Below are 17,088 nucleotides of genomic sequence, written 5' to 3' on the forward strand. Positions count from 1 at the left end.
AAAGTTGTTGCAAACTCTTTCCCGGGCGCACAGCGCCCGGGCCCCTTATCGGAACAAGACCATGAAATTTCTACCTGCAGCCTTTTTCAGAGTTTTCCAAATTATTGCCCTTTGCCTTGCGCTTGCAGGCCTTTTGGCGCTTCCGGCCAGCGCGCATTTTTCGGAAGGAACGCAGGTGCGGACCCTCCTCGTTGCGGAGGATAACGGCACTCTCACGCTCTATGTCCGGGCACCGGCTCCACTCGTCTTTTCCGATCTGGTGGGCCGGGCCCAAGTGGACCAGGTACCCCTCACTTCGCCTTTCCTGCGTCTGGAAGATACCGGAAACGGTGTGCGCTACAGGTTGGACATGACCGCCGTCGCGCGCGATCGCAAGGCCTTCGAGGGTCGCCTTCAAAGGACTCTGATTGTCTCTCAGGCCGGTCTCGACCTTGAGACCGAGCTGACCGGATTTACGGTCCGGGCCCGCCGGCCCGCGCAAACACTCGACACCGCAGCCTCGGCGCGCGCAGCCATTCAATTGGACAACACGTCGCTCGATCCGGTTTTTGGAGAGGCCATCATCGACTACGCCTTGCAGATAACGAGCACCGATCCGGCCGGTGTCCTCGAAGTCCGGTCCGGATATCCGCCGTTGCTGCCCGGCCCCGGGGTTGCCATCGAGAATCATCTTGTTGATGCGAGAGTAGATCCACCGGTGTCGTCGACCGCACCTGGCCAACTCGAAACACCGGCCGTCATTGACGGATCGCGCCTGTCGACTTTCCTTCATTTCGTCTATCAGGGCACGCTTCACATTCTGCAAGGCCTAGATCATGTGCTTCTTGTCATCGCGCTGGCGCTTGGTGTGGGGGCGACGCGCAGGCTGATCTATCTCGTCACCGCCTTCACGGTTGGTCACTCCATTACCCTGATTGCAACTTTTCTGGGTGCGACACCTTCGTGGCCGTGGTTCATTCCGCTGGTTGAAGCGGCGATTGCTGCCTCGGTTTTATATGCAGCGGTCGCTGCAATGATCCAAAGATCCGGGTCAATTCTTGTCTTTTCGGCTATCGGGCTGCTGCATGGCCTAGGCTTTTCGTTCGTTCTCGGTGACATCCTGGGCCGGGATGCACCGGATCTCGTTCTTGCCCTGCTCGCCTTCAATTTCGGGATCGAAGTCGGTCAGCTTCTGATCCTGGCTGTCACACTCACCATGGTTTTTGTGCTTGAACAATTGGCCACACCCGCCCTAAGGCCGGCGAGACTGGGTACCTTGACCGCGATCGCGATCCTGTCAGCGTGGTGGGTCGCGGAGAGGCTTGGCGGGGTTGTTTCTGCTGTGTGATCATCATGCGGATGGCTTCCTGAACGGGATTTTTGCGTGGTGACCCAGCCGCAATTGGGAGTTGATCTCACTCGCGGCATCGAAACGCGCCCTTCTACCGCTTTGATCTTGCTTCCAATTGCTGATCGATTGATCTGTCTCAAGGTAGCGGCCACGACTTGACGGCACCTTGTGGGTCTTAAATGGAGGCCTGCATGAGTCACGTTCCGCACGAACTGCACGAAGAATTCCCGGAAGCTGAAGAAACACTGCGCACGCTCAAAGCCAATGACGCTCACTTTGCGCGGCTGGCGGACGAGTATCACACCATCAACCGGGAAGTGCATCGCATTGAAACCAATGTGGAACCGGCCGCCGATGAGGTTCTGGAAGACCTCAAGAAAAAACGCCTTCACCTGAAAGACCAGATTGCCGCCATGCTCGCGGCAGCGGCAAACACCGTGACCTGAGCCCCTCCTTTTCAGGCCGGTGTGAGTGCCCGCGTCGTCCCCGTCCGACGGCGCGGGCCGCCCCTCCGGAGCTTTGGTCAAAGAAAAAATGGCGCCAGGACTTGTCAAAAAGCCCGGCGCCAGTCTGGGGAGGAACGACCCTCATCGTTCGAGTAAAATGTGGGATTTTTCCTCGGGACTTACAAGGAAATAAAGTGTGAGATAAGTGTGAGTAATTCGGCACGAGATTCGAGAAAACTATTTAATTACATAATTTTACAACAGACCTTGACGAACTGTAAGCAGTGATATTTGCTCTTTAATATCTTCAATTTCGGAGCAATTCATGGCTAAACTTCTGACTTCAATTTGCTCCCTTATGGTGTTGATTCCAAACCTTGTTCAGGCAGCCGATTACTGCGTGGACGTCAATTCCAAAAAAGGCTGGCAAGGGGTGACGATTCCAGACGGACAGGTTCGCAAAGTGAGCTTTTCCGGCAGTTGGAGCGTCATAGCAGGTCTCTACAAGCCGGTAGGTCCCCGCGGATACTCCGGCAATGACGCTAAAAAGCTCGGACCGCTCTATGGTTATAAGTTCGATCAGTCCTATGCTTTCGGTGAAATGCTCGTTCGCGATCAGACCGGACGAATCGTCCCTTTCGCTGAATTCACGGCTCTTGCGGCCACGTCGCGCAACCCTGCAGGAAATTATGCGTTCCGGATAAACGACGTTGATGGGGCGCTTTGGGACAATGCCGGAACAATAAGTGTTTGTATTTCAATGAGATGAAGTCCCGACCACTCTCCGTGAGAATGTTGCAAAGCCATCGTGTCAGTGAGGAAAAATGTCCCGAAAAACAGCCCTTGTGACAGGTGCAGCGCGAGGCATCGGCCTTGCGACAGCACACCTGATGCTCAAGCGCGGCTGGCAGGTCGCCATGCTCGACCGCGATGCAGAAGAACTCACCGTTGCTGCGCAGGACCTTGAAGACGCAAAGCCGTTTGTTTGCGATGTCTCGGATCAAAATCAGGTCGAGGCGGCAATTTCTGCCATTCTGGAAAGCTTTGGGCGGCTGGATGCGGTCGTCAACAATGCAGGCGTTGCCATGTTCGGTCCCATGGAGGAAACCGATTTCGACAGCTGGCGTACGGTCATGGCAACCAATCTGGACGGCATCTTCCTTGTTTCGCAGGCGGCGTTTCCGGCCCTCAAGGAGACCCGTGGCGCTCTGGTCAATATTGCCTCGATTTCAGGACTTCGCGCCTCGACACTGAGGGTTGCCTACGGCACATCGAAGGCCGCTGTGATCCACCTCACCAAGCAGCAGGCGGCGGAACTTGGAGAGTTCGGCGTACGCGCCAATTGCGTCTGCCCCGGACCGGTTCGAACCAAACTCGCCATGGCCGTGCACAGCCAGGACATCATTGATGCCTATCACGATGCCATTCCACTCAACCGGTATGGAAGCGAACAGGAAATTGCGGAAGTAGTTGAATTCCTATGCTCGGATCGGGCCAGCTACGTGACCGGGCAGATCATCGCATCCGACGGCGGCTTTGAGAGCACAGGTATCGGCCTTCCTGCGCTTCGAACCTGAAGCCTCAGGAAGGCGTCACCAGAAAATGTGCGGCAATCTGGCGCCGATGCGCACGTGTACGGTGTTCAAACAGATAAATTCCCTGCCAGGTGCCAAGCACCATGCGTCCCTGAGCGACCGGTATCGACAGCGAAACCGGCATCATCGCCGCCTTGATATGCGCCGGCATGTCGTCCGGTCCTTCATACGTGTGAATCAGGTAGCTCATGCTCGGGTGATTGGACGGGGGCACGAGCCTTTCGAAAAACGCTTTCAGGTCCACCTGGACGTCCGGGTCAGCATTTTCCTGGATCAACAGCGAACAGGATGTGTGGCGCACGAAGAGGGTCAGAAGACCGTCTTCTGCGGCCACCTCATTCAGCCAGGAGCTTACGGAATGCGTGAATTCATATAGGCCCTGCCCCTCGGTTCTAAGCGAAAAAACAGTCTGCATTCCTGTCCCCGGTTCTACTGCAATGTCACACAGCCAAGAGGTAAGCGAATGACGCGGTAGTTGCAATTTCCGCAGCCCGTCGCCATCTGTCATCGTGGAATACCTCCCATCCGTCTCGACAGGTTCCCGCCTTCAGAGTCCATCATGCAAAATGCCCGTCCGAAAATCATGATCGCCACGCTGGGCACCCGGGGTGATGTTCAGCCCTATGTGGCCCTTGCAGGCGCGCTGACCCGACTTGGTGCAGATGTCGTTGTCAGCACCGGCGAAGGCTTTGACGACATGATTGGGAATGCCGGTGCCCGCGCCCGCCCGGCGCCAGTAAACTTTCAAACCCTGCTGCAGCAGGCCGACGTGAAGGCGGCGCTGCATTCAGCGAAAGGAATGATCAAGGCAGCCCGGCAAAATATCGTGCTTCAACAGGACATTGCTGTCGCCCTGTGGCAGACAGGACTTGAGGAAAAACCCGACCTCATCCTTTTCAATCTCAAGGCAACGGTCATGACCCTTGTCGGGCGCAGACTGGGCGTTCCAGCGCTGCCGGTGTCGCTTCAACCGGTGACTGCGCCGACCGGAAGCTTTCCGTTGCCCCTGTTCGGATGGCCGGACCTCGGGGCGTTTCTCAATCGCAAGAGTTACGGATTTGCACGCTTACTCATGACGGCTGGACTGCGCCCCCTCTACAAACCTTTGAAAACCGAGGCCGCGCCTGAGCTTTCGATGACCGGCTCGACGATTGACGGTTTCATGCCGGACGGCTCAAATGCCTTGTCGCTACAAGCATTTTCAACTGCGCTTGCGCCGACCCCGGGCGATTGGTCCGGGCAATTCTGGCAAAGCGGATACTGGTTCACCGAGCCTGATCCTGACTATTCACCCTCGGAGGACCTGGCGCGGTTTCTCGCTGAAGGCCCGCCGCCGGTCTATCTGGGCTTCGGTTCCATGCCGAGCAATGATCCGAGCGAACTTGCCACGATTGTGCTTGGGGCACTTGAGACGACAGGTCAGCGAGCGGTCCTTGCCACGGGATGGGGCGGGCTCAGCATGGAAAAACTGCCGCCAGGCCTTTCCGGGCGCGTCTTCCTGATCGACAAGGCACCACACAGCTGGCTGTTTCCGAAATGCGCGGGTGTCGTACATCATGGCGGCGCCGGCACAACGCACGAGGCACTTCGATGGGGCAAGCCATCGCTTGTGTGTCCGGTATTCGGCGACCAGCCCTTCTGGGGCCAGCGGGTTCATCGGATCGGTGCGGGGCCGGCGCCGATAAAGCAGAAAAAGCTCACAGTCGAGAAACTCGCGGTCGCGCTAAAGGCGCTTGAAACACCTTCCTATCGGAAGGGTGCCGAGGCGGCACGGGATACAATGACCGGTGAACCAGGGGCTGCAGGAGCAGCCGAACGCCTCATGGCGCTTCTTGGCGCATAAGTGGAACACGGCCTCAGTTTGTGATTCAGCACATCAGCAGAGGGTCTTGAGAACCTTCACTCTTCCCTTTTGCCCTTCGGCCTGACACAACTAATGCAGCAAGCTTTCTTAGAGGGATTCCCGGCCGTGTTTCCAGCCCGCTACACAGTATTTGCCCTTTGTCTTCTCGCAGCCTTTGTAACCTTCATCTTGATGTTCGCCGTCAGCATTCATTTCGTCTGGCCGTTTCTTGTCGCCGGTTTTCTGTCCTTGCTCGGCATTCACGACCTGCAGCAGACACGTCACGCGGTCTTGCGCAACTATCCAGTCATCGGACATTTCCGGTTCCTGTTCGAGGCAATCCGGCCCGAACTCAGGCAATATTTTTTCGAAAGCAATCAGGATGGGCGTCCCTTCTCCCGCGAACGCCGCTCCATGGTCTATGACCGGGCGAAGAACATCGAGGACGTGCTGCCCTTCGGGACGGAACTGGACGTCTATAACGACAATTATGGCTGGGTAAACCATTCCATCACGCCGCAGCCGGAAAACCATGAGGAACTGAGGGTTACCATCGGCGGTCCGGACTGCAAGCAGCCCTACTCCGCGTCGCTTTACAACATCTCGGCGATGAGTTTCGGCTCGCTCTCCGGCAATGCCATCCTGGCGCTCAACAAGGGAGCGAAGGCGGGCCACTTTTATCACGACACCGGCGAAGGCAGCGTTTCACGCTATCACCGTGAAGGCGGCGGCGATCTCGTCTGGGAGCTCGGAAGCGGTTACTTCGGCTGCCGTGCCGCCGACGGCACCTTCGATCCGGAGAAGTTCAAGGCGCAGGCCAGCAATCCGCAGATCAAGATGATCGAAATCAAGATGAGCCAAGGCGCGAAGCCGGGCCATGGCGGAGTGCTGCCCGGCCCGAAAGTGTCGGAGGAGATTGCCGAAGCTCGCGGTGTTCCGGTTGGCGAGGATTGCATTTCTCCAGCGTCCCATTCGGCGTTTTCGACACCGATCGAACTTCTGGAGTTCATCAAGACGTTGCGGGAACTCTCCGGCGGGAAACCGGTTGGCATCAAGCTTTGTATCGGTCACCGCTGGGAGTTCATGGCCATCGTCAAGGCCATGCTGAAAACCGGCATCAAGCCGGATTTCATTGTCGTTGACGGTGCTGAAGGCGGCACCGGGGCGGCACCGATCGAATTCGCCAACAGGCTCGGGACGCCGCTCCTGCAGGGGCTGCTCTTCGTTCACAACAGCCTGGTCGCCACCGGTATCCGCGACGACATCAAGCTGGGCGCCAGCGGCAAGCTGATCAGCGCCTTCGACATTTCAGGCACCATGTGTCTCGGGGCAGACTGGGTAAACTCCGCACGCGGTTTCATGTTCGCCGTCGGCTGCATCCAGTCCCAGAGCTGCCACACCAACCGCTGCCCCACGGGTGTCGCCACCCAGGACCCGAAACGACAGCAGGCGCTTGTGGTCCACGACAAGGCAGAGCGTGTCACCAATTTCCATCGCAACACGCTGAAATCACTTATGGCCTTTACGGCCGCGGCCGGGCTCAAACACCCTAGCGAATTCAAGCCGGAACATTTCTTCCTGCGCGGCGGAGCGCGCGAGATCATGTCAGCGAACACCGCCTTCACGTGGCTGAGGAAAGGCGCTCTCCTCGACGAGGCGCATGACCTGCCCGGCTACTCAGCCTTCTGGGCGATGGCCGATCCGGAGAGCTTCCAGCCAACAAAATCTCTCGACGCAGCCAAGATGCTAAACCACCACCGGTCGCATCATTGAGGTCGAGCGGAGCCACTCTTTCCAACGGCTCCGTTTGCCACAGCTACTAAACTTCGACGTAAAAGACTGTTGCTGTGCTCCACGAGAGTTATTCGTCGCAACCTTGAACAAGCGCCCGAAGGTCCTCTCACGGCAAGTGATAGATCCAAACCTGGTCTGGTTCCTGCTCAAAGAAGCAAAGGATCATGTTGTCGGAAGTTCTCCGGACACATGGTGAACTGTCGATAAAGGCATACTCGGCCGAAGTGTTGTTCCAACTCACGGGTCCCCCTTCATTATACTGAACCTGTATGCGCTCCGTGGACCAGCTGTAGTTTATCGAGCAACGCGACGATTGGGGTTCACACGAACGCTCGAAACGGCACTCGACATGCTGAATGGTCTCAAGATCATCCGATAGTTGACACCATCCCTGCATCACCTTGTCCGGACTTCCCGCGACAGGCGTTTGCACACCCACAGGCTCAGTCAGATCGGGGAATTGCTTATTTCCATAACCGATCCGTTGCTCGATTGCCCGACCTCTTTCCCGATAGAGTTGGGAAGTAAGGTGTGCCCTTTTGTTAACTGCATTTTTCAGTTCATCGCATGTCTCAAAAGTTCTCATTCGGGTGTAGAGCCGTTCTATTTCCCGTGCAGCCTTCAAACCGCTAGACGAGGACTGGCGTAAATACAATTCAATTGCAGCAGTTGTTCGTCGCAGCCGGGCGCGCAGTTCAGGTGTTGCATCCGTCTTGTTCAACCATCGAGGGATCCTGTTTTCAACGATAACTGATGCTTCAACGCGAGCTAGGCTGCATCCTGTCTCGCTTTCCCGCCACCAGAATTGCCACTCTGTCGTCCATTCGCTATTAGCCCAGAAAAACCCTCCCCAGTTTGTTCTCATTTCGCTGTAGCTTTGTAGGTTTTTTTTGATTTCCTGCGCCGTCTTTCCAAACACGCCAAAGTAGTTGTTTTTCGTCTCGTCCAGCATTGCGGCTGATGCAGATTGATTGAAAACCAATAAGCATATTGCCGCCCAAGCGGAAACCATGGAATTTGAGAGAATTGCCTTGTTCATTTTCTCTTTCCGTAACGGCAATCACGCATCAGTTTTCTCACTCTCAATCTGAGCTGCAATATGCAATCTAAAGTGCCTCAACTACTCGATCGAAATCGATTCGAACGCCACTTCAGACCCATCGATGTTAAACTGCACGACGGCGTATGTGGGTGTGTTGAAAGTTGGCTCGAAAAAACGAAAACGTAGACTTACTGGGCGAGCCTTACTGACGAATACGCTGGCTTTGTAGCGAATTTCTTCTTCGGAATCCGTCCCGAGTGTAAAAGCCGAAACACTGTAGGTGTTGCCGGCCAAGTCCGCCAAATGCGTGCTGGCATTCGATATTTCTATCTTTCGTCCTCTGGTTCCGAGATTTTTCAAGCTGACATCACAGTAAAGGTACAGCATCTTCTCGCTACAGGAGCGAAGCGAAATCTGGATGTCATTTACCAGTTTGGTGCGAGCGTCTTTTTCGACAACGACAGGTTCTCGGGGCAAACTTTTGGTCGATTCGGCTCTTGGGCGTTTTTCAAGTTCTGAAACTCGTTTCTGAATATTCTCAAGTTCGTGCCCCAAGTCGGTCGTTGTAAGAGCCTCGACCTGCTTTGCGAGACCCGACACTTGCTCTCGAAGATCTTGCTGCTCCTTAAACAACCGTGAAATATCGCTGTCATTTCGGTCGTCTCCCAAACGGTTCTCTAGCGACGAGATGCGAGCCAGCAGCTCCTGCTTATCATCATAAAGGCTTTCTACTTCCGTGTAGAAATGGAACACCACTCCGGCAAAGAGGATCAGGAGCACAAATATGAAAATGGCTGATATCTCGAGAAACAGATTTCCCCGAGGCTTGAAGTGATTTTCCTTGTTTTCGTAATCCATCGGGTTCCACCAGGCTGGGGACTTCAGGCCACCACCGCTCATACGCGCAGCGCTTCGGCCGCTTGAACTGCCGCATCATTTAGACGCCGATATCCCGGCGCCGTTTGGCACCGGGATATGCTTCGATCCAGCTGATTAAGTTGTGGGCTCAGCGGTACCTGGAGCAGGCTTAGAAGGCGCTGCATCTTCCGATGTCCTTGCAGCTGTCTCTGCCACAACAATATCAGCTGGCGCATTTGCTGCTTCTTCCACCGCGGTGGTTTCAACAGCGGTCGCGTCCTTGCCAGGCGCTTGTGAAAGCCCATTTGTCAGCCCCGAAAGTCCCGATCCGTCCAGGCCGACTTCCTTCATCATCGCGTCCAGAAGCGGTGCCTGGGAGCGGTACTTCAGGGCCGAGGAAACCATCTGGTCAGCGAGGTTTCCGCCGCCGGAGCCGTTCGGCCCGGTACCACCTGTGGCCCCGCCGGCACCACCGGTCATGCCATCCACCTGGATGATCTTGATACCGTCGATCTGCTCCATCGGCTTGACGCTTTCGGCAATGATCTCAGGCAGTTGCTCCAGAAGCTTGACACGGATCTGCATCGCGATCTGGTCCGGAGACAAGAGGTTGGCAGCCTCGTTGATCGCACGCTGACCGTCGGCCTCCACTTCATAAAGCGCTTTTTCAGCTTCCGCGCGAAGCTTGTCAGCCTCTGCGGAGCCCTGCGCTTCAATGCGAAGTTTCGCAGCCTCGGCTTCCGCGGCGATCCGGACCGCTTCCGCCTGGTCGGCGGCAGCCTGTTTTTGCGCCTCGGCACCGACGGTGATCGCGACAGCATCCATTTCGGCCGCCTTGCGGGCTTCAATCAGTTCGATCTGCTTGTCTCGCTCGGCAACTTCGGTCTCGCGGGCCGTCGAAACCTGTTCGGCAGCACGTGCGGCGATTGCCCTTGCCTCATCGGCCTCGGCTTCCGCCTCGGACTTTTCGCGGGATTTGGCGGCCACCGCGATATCGCGATCCTGCTCTGCAAGTTCAATCAGTTTCTGTTTTTCGACATTGGCCGCCTCGACCGAGCGTTCCTTCGAGATTTCCCGTTCACGCACCTGCTGATCCATCGCGATCTGACGTTCAGTGACAGCCTGGTTGGACTCGATGTCCTTCTCCTTGACCTTCTGGCTCGCCAGGATCTTGGCTTCTTCGGCTTCACGCTCGCGCTCCGCCTGCTGCTTGGCAATCAGAGAGGATTGCTCTGCCTGGCGGATCTGGATCTCGCGCTGCTGTTCAAGCTTGGCGAATTCCTCTTCGCGATTGATCTGCAGACGCTCCTGTTCGGCCTCCAGGTTCTTGCGCTTGATCTGGATTTCGGTTTCCTGCTCGATGTCGTTCCGCTTCTTCCGGCGTTCCTCGATCTCCTGGGTAAGTTTCGTGAGACCTTCGGCATCGAAGGCATTTTCAGGATTGAAATATTCGCGGTTGGTCTGGTCCAAACCGGTGAGTGAAACCGATTCCAGCTCAAGACCGTTTTTCAGAATGTCTTCCGAAACAGCAGCCTGCACTTTCTGCACAAAGTTCACGCGCTGCTCGTGCAGCTCTTCCATTGCCATTTCCGCGGCAACCGCGCGCAAGGCATCAACGAACTTGCCCTCGACAAGTTCACGCAGAGCCTCCGGCTTCATGGTCCGCTGACCCAGCGTCTGCGCTGCATTGGCAATGGATTCGATGGTCGGCTGAACCCGCACATAAAATTCTGCCAGGACGTCGACACGCATGCGGTCCCTGGTGATCAGCGCCTGATCGTTGGACCGGCGGACTTCCAGACGCAACGTATTCATGTTGACCGGAATGACATCGTGCAGAACGGGCAGCACCAGTGTACCGCCATTCATGATGACGCGCTGACCGCCGAAACCGGTCCGTACGAAAGAAACCTCTTTAGAAGATCGGCGGTAAAGACGGGAAATGATCAAACCGATGGCAAGCAGTGCAACGAAGGCAATGCCAACCAGAATCAAAATGCTTATGAGTTGGTCCATAACTAACAACTCCCTTTTTCTTTGATGAAATTTGTGAGCCCGGCACCAGGCTCAGTCGCTGGCGCCGGTCAATGTCGCATTGGTATTACGGATCGCGGTAAAATGCGGCCCCTTTTGCCGGACGATGATGATGTCCGTGCCCTGTTCCAGTTCCTCGCCATCAACATCCGGCTCAACGAGCAGGTAATGGCTCTGGCCGGACGCATCCTTCAGGCGCGCTTGTGCAGGCAGGCCTGCTTTCGCATTTCCCTGGACAATCACCGCGGGCTTGCCGACGAATGTCTGCCGCGACACGGCATCACTTTCGTCCTTTGGCATCACCTTGGAAAGTCCCAACGCTGTGACCCTGGTAAAGGGCAGAGCCCCCGCGAACGCACCGGCGGAAGCCAGAATGCCCGGCAAAAGAAAACCGGTAACGGATTGCACAAGGCTTTGCAGGACATATCCGGCCAGTCCAAATCCGGTGAGAAAGATCACCAGAATGATCAGCGCCGGCACTCGCCCGAAGCACAACCAGCCAAGGATCTGACTGAAAATGCCCTGCCCTGCGGGCCCGGTCACTTCCGTGCCGGCGGCAACGGTCTCAAGGTCCCCTGGAAGTGCGCCCCCGGTTATCTCCGCATCGAAGTCCGGTGCATCCATGTCCGGCAGGTCCACATCCGGCAGATCCACCTCGGGAAGCAGGCTGTCGATCATGCTCGACAGACCAAGCCCCATCAGCGTGCCGACGCCTTCCGCGAGCGCAATTGCGATCATCAGTCCAAGAGCGACCGCGAACGGCGTGTTCGGCCCAGCTAGGATAAAATCGACCATGATCAGCCGTCTTTCGCCGAAGCCTTCAATGCTGCGAGGCGTTCGGACACCCTGTTTTTGCGCGCCAGATCATCCAGCTCAGCCAGTTTGGTTGCGTCGGCCTTGTCTGTTGCCAGACCGCCCGGCAGACCGGTGGCCCCTTTCATGACACGATCGAACGCTTCTTCCGCCTTGCGGGTTTTGCCCTCTACGCTGTCCTTCGGCGCGGCATGCCCGGAAGCGGCACTGTCGGTGGCGCTTTGCTGCTGGGAGCGGCGAAAGTTTTCGAGTTCCGCTTCCATCTCGCGCTTACGCGCCTGGAGGGCACTGATGTAGCCCTCAAGCTCCTTTTCTTCGCGGCTCGCATCGGCAACAGCAGCTTCGAGCACGGGGATCTGCACTTCCAGATCCAGCTGGCGCGCGATGGCAGCTTCCGCAAGATCGTCGCGGCCTTCTTTCACCGCAAGGGCAATCTGGCCCTGCAGCTCTTCGTGGCGAGATGTTGTTTCCCCCAGCCGTGTATTGGCCAGGTGCTTGTTTGCCAGGATGCCTGCCAATTCGTCGCGCACCTGATCAACGGCCCGGTCCACTTCCCGGGTCGCCTCCGCCATGACCGTTTCCGGGGAAGTGTTTTCAATGGAGTCCACCAACTGGTTCACACCGCCGGAAACCAGACGCTTAACGCGTGCAACGAGACCTTCTGCCATCTTTCCTTCCTTTCCGTTCTACTTTTTGAAACTCAATAAATTTGTCTTGGCCAGGCGGACAGCGGCACGGGCAAACAAGATTATGCCACTGCCCCCAGCATCTACCTCGTCAACCGGCCAACTCGGCCTTGCTTCAATCGGCCCTGCTCTGGCGTTTCTGATCGAGCAGCCGCGCGACCTCCAGGATGGGTTCCAGTCTTTTGTTCATCAGCTCCGGATCGTAGGTCCGACTTGGTGTGGTCAGCCCGAGATCGAAAATTTCTTCAATCAGCGAAAACAGTTCGGCAGACAATGCCGCTTCAAACCGAACCAGGTCTTCCCGGCCATTTTCCGGCCCAGGGGCCGACGCAATCAGCTCGGACAACATCTCCGGCAAACGTTCATACAGCTTCATGACAAAATCGGACCTGTGCCCGATTTCCCGCTGCAATTGCCGCAACCCCTTCTCCGCAGGACGCGCCATGGAGCGTAGCAGGTCTTCACATGCTGCAACATCCTGAACGCCTTCTTCGCGCTCTCTTGCAGCCTTCAGGATCTCCCGCATTTTGTCGCTCGGCGTCCGTGCGCCCTGAACCTCGTAGCCAGCCAGGAACGCCACGTCATCGTCACTTAACCTGACACTGATCGGAATACTCTTCGGCATGCGCCTCACCAATCGTCTTCGTTTGTATCGATACGTCAACATATGTATACAAAAGTTTTCACTTGTCAAGAAAAATCGACCAATAGATGCGCATGACGGAAATGCACCTGCGCATTCGTAAGGTGGTATTCAAGATCTTGCATTGTCGAAAATCACACTATGACCGTCAGAGCGAACGGTGCGCTTGTGCTGCATTCGCACAATCAGCTTCGCCCATCGCGCAACCGAAAATTCCGGCGCACCGGTCTGCCGTCAAATGAGAAACAGGCCCGGTTCAGATACTTTCGGCAAGTCCGGCGACAAACTCTCCAGCCTCGTGCGAGCGGACCACCGCATGGCGGACGAGGTCGTCGAAATGGCCTGCAAAAAGCTGGACGTGGCGCGTATTCGAGAAGGCCAGGTACCTTTGCCCGAGGTAAAGAGCGGCCCATTTCTGGCCGAATACCGTAAACGGGGACGAATAGCGATCGGTTGCGCCAAAGAGATGCAATCTGAGTGACGGATAAAGGTCGGTAAGGCTTTGGCCCATGACCTGAAGTTGCTCATGCCGCACTTCGGCGGAAAGACCAGACCAGAGCCCCTCGCCGCGCGCGAAGGCCTCCAAAGCTTCGCGGGACAGCGCAATTTCCATATCGGTTTCAGCACGGTGCAGCAGCGCTTGTTGGTCCCTGGTTCCGGTGATCGCTTGATCCGCTGTTCGCAGGGTTTCACCCGCATATTCGTAGGACAGAATAGCGTCTGTCTTCAGGACATCCGGCAGATTGGCGGGAACATGGCGGATTTTCGCGCCGACGGCATCGCGAAACCATGCCAGGAGATGTTCATCGACGGGATGGCGATCGGTTTCGGCGATCTGAACGGCCTGGTCCAGGATCTCTGCAGCGGCACCGCGGTGCGTGGAAAGGCCAAGCAGCCAGTCGGCAGATACGCCCAGCGCCGTCGAAATCGAGGCCAGCGCCTGACCGTTTGGCAGACGCGGTGCGTCTTCCGACAAAAGCTGTGAAACGGTCGACCGGTCAAGATTGGCGCCGCGCGCCAGATCGCTGCGGTTCATATCCCGGCTTCGGATCGCGTCGGAAAGGCGTTCACGAAAAAGTACTGCGCGTTCTCGCTTGTCCATGCGTGAGTATTGTCAGCCGCGTTTCGGAAAATCAACGGGCTGCTGAACTTAATCAACCAACGAGGCGGTTACACAGCTTGTCACCACGATCGCAATGCGCGCAGGGTCGGCGTTTTCTTGGTCAGATGACCTTCCATACGCGATGCGAGCCTATCGAGCAGTTCGACAGCCTCATCGACGGCAGGTCCCTTGTTCAGCATGACACATTCGGCCCGCGCCGCCATTGCCGCATCGGTCATATCACCTCGAGACGGGTTGCCGAACTTCACAAGACTTTCCAGAACCTGGGTGGCCCAGATCACTGGAGTGCTCGCCGCTTCGCAAATCCAGAGAATTTCTTCCTGCATTTCTGCAAGCCGTTCAAATCCGATCTCGGAAGCAAGATCACCTCTCGCGATCATGACTGCCAGCGGCCTGCGACCGCTCGCCCGGGCGATCAGAGCCGGAAGATTTTCGACTGCCTCGGGCCGCTCGATCTTGGCGACGATACCGAGCGGCCTGTCGCTCAGTTTCATGGACTGCAACGTGTCTTCCAGGACGTCGATATCATCTGGCCCGCTGACAAAGGAGTATCCAATCATGTCGGCCAGGGCGACGACCGTCTTTAGGTCGCCCTTGTCCTTGTTCGTCAACGGCGAAATGCCAAGTGAGGTGTCGGGAAGATTGACCCCCTTGTTGGGTTTGATTTTTGCACCGCCAGCCTTTGACCTTTTCACCTGAACAATGGCTTCGCCATCGGACACGCTTTCCACCGTGCCTTCCAGTTTGCTGTCGTCGTAAAGCACCCTGTCGCCGACGGTCAGCCGTTCGACCATTTGCGGCAATGAAACGCTTGCGCTGACCGAAATCGAGGGGTGCGCTCCCAGCTTTGAGGACAAGACCAGACGAAAACGGTCGCCCGAGACCAGCTTGGGAACCTTGTTGGCGCTGAACACGGATTCAACGCGGATCTTCGGACCGGCGATATCCATCAGGATCCGAACGTCGCGCTCTTCCTTCCTGGCGGCGGCATTGATCTGTTCTGCCATCTTGCGCCAGACAAAGGGATTGTCATGCGCACAGTTTATCCGGGCAACGTTCATCCCCTTGCGCACCAATCTGCGCAGCAGCCTGCCGTCTTCGGCAGCTTCACTGGGCAGCGTCACCATGATCCGGCTTCTCCGGTTCAGAGGCTTCGGACCGAACATTTGGGCAGTGACCTGTTCAAGATGTTCTTCACCGTTGAAGAAGTCCGAATCGGACTCAAAACAGGCATCCTGCGCCTGCCCTGTCATGGCGGAAAGTGCCGCGAGCACCGCATCGAATGTCGGCATCACACGGCTCTCCAATCGGCCCATGGAAGACAGGCCGTGACACATCAATCGGCGTTGAAGAGATCTGATATCGTGACGGCGCAGGCTGATATAGTGAGCCAGATTGACGATTTCGCGCTGGTGTTCGCCCGGACCAAACCCGGCGAGCAATTTCGCGGCATCCCGGGCAACACGCGTTCGCAAGGTCACTACGTCCCTGAAAATCGTTTCAAGCTCACTGGCCACGCTGCCAGACTGCCTTGCGCTCAGCGAACCGCTGTTTTCGGCCGCGGATCCATTGTGCTGTAAATCCATCGAAGGTTTCCCACTTACACCGGAAGCGCGCCTTAAACGCTTACGTACCCTGCCCCTTGTCACATGAGTATATAGTGTCCGGCGGCGCACAATTATGACGCGTATCAATTTGCCCCTTCACCGCGTGGTCAAATAGCGCCATCCTGATGAAATACGTGATCGCCGAAACTGGTACTAATCGAGGAAAACATGCCTGAAAACGACTCGGCGGATCGCTCGACGGAAGGCATGGTCGATTACAATGCAAATTCGCTCGTGCAGAAGCAGCATGCGATGGGAAACCATGAACGCATAGAGGATCTTGCCGGACGCGTCATGCACTTGCCGGGCCCCCTCAATCTCACCGACTACGGATGCGGTCCTGGACAGAGCACCATCGAAACGGCCCGGCCTGCACTGACGACGTGGCTGGCAGCAAACGCCTCAAGACCGATTTCTATCTGTTTTGCAGATCAACCCGGTAATGACTGGGATGCCCTAATGGCTCTGGTCACCGGTGAAACCGGTCTGGCGCAGGGAGGCACACTGCCCCGGATAGAGACTCCCGTCGGATCGTTTTACGATCGCATGGTCGCCGACAGTTCCGTCTCGCTCGCCACCTGTTTCTTCGCCAGTCACTGGCTGAGCGCATCAAGGCCCTATGAAGCGCCAAACACCGTCTGGTTCGCGGATCTGACAGGCGAGGCACGACGCAAAATGTGGCAGGCGGCCGAATCGGACTGGACAAGGTTTCTTCTAATGCGGGCACAGGAGCTGCAATCGGGTGGATATCTTTTTGTGTCGACGCTCGGGGCAATTCCAGAGACAGGTGAAATCAACGATACGGCAGCTTCAGGGCGCGGCGTTTACCGCGCACTCCAGATCGTCACCGCGTCTATGGTCGATGATGGCTTGCTGGACAGGAAACGAGCGAAATGCTTCGTTTTCGGACTATGGTTCATGACCGAGACGGAAGCGCGCCGACCGTTTGAGACCAACGCGGACCTTCAAGACGCCTACGAGATCGACACCATTGCCGTTTTGCCCGTCGATGGCGGCGGAGATCTCTTTGCTGCACATCTCGACAACCCGGTGGAATATGCCCGTCAATATACCGGGTACACGAAAGCCTTCGCGGCGAGTTCCCTGCGCAAGCAGCTTTTCGAACCCACATTGGGCGCCGGCAAGGATACAAAATGGCTGGAGGATGAGTTCTTCCGGCGGTTTGAAGTGCTCTACCGCGAAAACACGGCGGCCTACGCTCTGGAACAGTGGCATCTGAGTGTTGTTTTGAAACGGAAATGAAGACTGCTCGT

General features: G+C 56.7%; 16 protein-coding genes. 7 read left to right on the forward strand and 9 right to left on the reverse strand.

Translation table 11 applies throughout. The features are described 5' to 3' along the window. The first annotated feature begins 61 nt into the window (after positions 1 to 61). From Q0915_RS13820 to Q0915_RS13835, 4 genes are all read left to right on the forward strand, one after another. Entirely contained in the window at positions 62 to 1,327 is a 1,266-nt protein-coding gene (locus Q0915_RS13820; RefSeq protein ID WP_299472108.1) for a HupE/UreJ family protein, read from the forward strand. 194 nt (positions 1,328 to 1,521) lie between these two features. After that, on the forward strand, positions 1,522 to 1,776 hold the full coding sequence (locus tag Q0915_RS13825; protein ID WP_299472109.1) for a DUF465 domain-containing protein: 255 nt from the start codon (positions 1,522 to 1,524) through the stop codon (positions 1,774 to 1,776). Positions 1,777 to 2,101: 325 nt separating this feature from the next. After that, on the forward strand, positions 2,102 to 2,545 hold the full coding sequence (locus tag Q0915_RS13830) for a hypothetical protein (RefSeq protein WP_299472110.1): 444 nt from the start codon (positions 2,102 to 2,104) through the stop codon (positions 2,543 to 2,545). A 55-nt stretch (positions 2,546 to 2,600) separates the two neighbouring features. Beyond that, positions 2,601 to 3,353 carry an SDR family NAD(P)-dependent oxidoreductase gene (locus Q0915_RS13835; RefSeq protein WP_299472111.1) on the forward strand — a complete coding sequence of 251 codons (753 nt, stop codon included), beginning with the start codon at positions 2,601 to 2,603 and terminating at the stop codon, positions 3,351 to 3,353. A 4-nt stretch (positions 3,354 to 3,357) separates the two neighbouring features. Here Q0915_RS13835 and Q0915_RS13840 read toward each other — a convergent pair whose 3' ends face one another. Beyond that, a complete protein-coding gene (locus tag Q0915_RS13840) occupies positions 3,358 to 3,786 on the reverse strand; it encodes a secondary thiamine-phosphate synthase enzyme YjbQ (RefSeq protein ID WP_299472112.1) in 429 nt (142 codons plus the stop codon). A 144-nt stretch (positions 3,787 to 3,930) separates the two neighbouring features. On the opposite strand from Q0915_RS13840, the gene Q0915_RS13845 reads away from it, so the two are divergent. Together Q0915_RS13845 and Q0915_RS13850 are read left to right on the forward strand one after the other, a co-directional pair. Beyond that, positions 3,931 to 5,214, forward strand: a complete 1,284-nt coding sequence (locus Q0915_RS13845; protein ID WP_299472113.1) for a glycosyltransferase — start codon at positions 3,931 to 3,933, stop codon at positions 5,212 to 5,214. A gap of 192 nt (positions 5,215 to 5,406) precedes the next feature. Beyond that, positions 5,407 to 6,987 carry an FMN-binding glutamate synthase family protein gene (locus tag Q0915_RS13850; RefSeq protein WP_299472332.1) on the forward strand — a complete coding sequence of 527 codons (1,581 nt, stop codon included), beginning with the start codon at positions 5,407 to 5,409 and terminating at the stop codon, positions 6,985 to 6,987. 127 nt (positions 6,988 to 7,114) lie between these two features. Here Q0915_RS13850 and Q0915_RS13855 read toward each other — a convergent pair whose 3' ends face one another. The 8 genes from Q0915_RS13855 to Q0915_RS13890 form a co-directional block, all read right to left on the reverse strand. Next, entirely contained in the window at positions 7,115 to 8,047 is a 933-nt protein-coding gene (locus Q0915_RS13855) for a DUF922 domain-containing protein (protein ID WP_299472114.1), read from the reverse strand. 81 nt (positions 8,048 to 8,128) lie between these two features. After that, positions 8,129 to 8,908 (reverse strand): hypothetical protein, encoded by a 780-nt coding sequence (locus Q0915_RS13860; protein ID WP_299472115.1) that lies wholly within the window; start codon positions 8,906 to 8,908, stop codon positions 8,129 to 8,131. A 135-nt stretch (positions 8,909 to 9,043) separates the two neighbouring features. Next, a complete protein-coding gene (locus tag Q0915_RS13865; RefSeq protein WP_299472116.1) occupies positions 9,044 to 10,924 on the reverse strand; it encodes a flotillin domain-containing protein in 1,881 nt (626 codons plus the stop codon). Positions 10,925 to 10,975: 51 nt separating this feature from the next. Next, complete coding sequence (locus Q0915_RS13870; RefSeq protein ID WP_299472117.1) at positions 10,976 to 11,737, reverse strand: YqiJ family protein; 762 nt, start codon at positions 11,735 to 11,737, stop codon at positions 10,976 to 10,978. 2 nt (positions 11,738 to 11,739) lie between these two features. Further along, positions 11,740 to 12,423, reverse strand: a complete 684-nt coding sequence (locus tag Q0915_RS13875; protein ID WP_299472118.1) for a PspA/IM30 family protein — start codon at positions 12,421 to 12,423, stop codon at positions 11,740 to 11,742. A 133-nt stretch (positions 12,424 to 12,556) separates the two neighbouring features. Next, positions 12,557 to 13,066: a hypothetical protein gene (locus tag Q0915_RS13880; protein WP_299472119.1), complete on the reverse strand. Its 510-nt coding sequence runs from the start codon at positions 13,064 to 13,066 to the stop codon at positions 12,557 to 12,559. 274 nt (positions 13,067 to 13,340) lie between these two features. After that, positions 13,341 to 14,186 (reverse strand): helix-turn-helix domain-containing protein, encoded by an 846-nt coding sequence (locus tag Q0915_RS13885; protein WP_299472120.1) that lies wholly within the window; start codon positions 14,184 to 14,186, stop codon positions 13,341 to 13,343. Positions 14,187 to 14,266: 80 nt separating this feature from the next. Beyond that, positions 14,267 to 15,793 (reverse strand): pyruvate kinase, encoded by a 1,527-nt coding sequence (locus Q0915_RS13890; RefSeq protein ID WP_299472121.1) that lies wholly within the window; start codon positions 15,791 to 15,793, stop codon positions 14,267 to 14,269. A gap of 189 nt (positions 15,794 to 15,982) precedes the next feature. Between Q0915_RS13890 and Q0915_RS13895 the strand changes: the two genes are divergently transcribed. Next, on the forward strand, positions 15,983 to 17,077 hold the full coding sequence (locus Q0915_RS13895) for a hypothetical protein (RefSeq protein ID WP_299472122.1): 1,095 nt from the start codon (positions 15,983 to 15,985) through the stop codon (positions 17,075 to 17,077). The last annotated feature ends 11 nt before the right edge of the window (positions 17,078 to 17,088 follow it).

The organism is uncultured Roseibium sp., from assembly GCF_947494555.1.
Lineage (GTDB): Bacteria > Pseudomonadota > Alphaproteobacteria > Rhizobiales > Stappiaceae > Roseibium.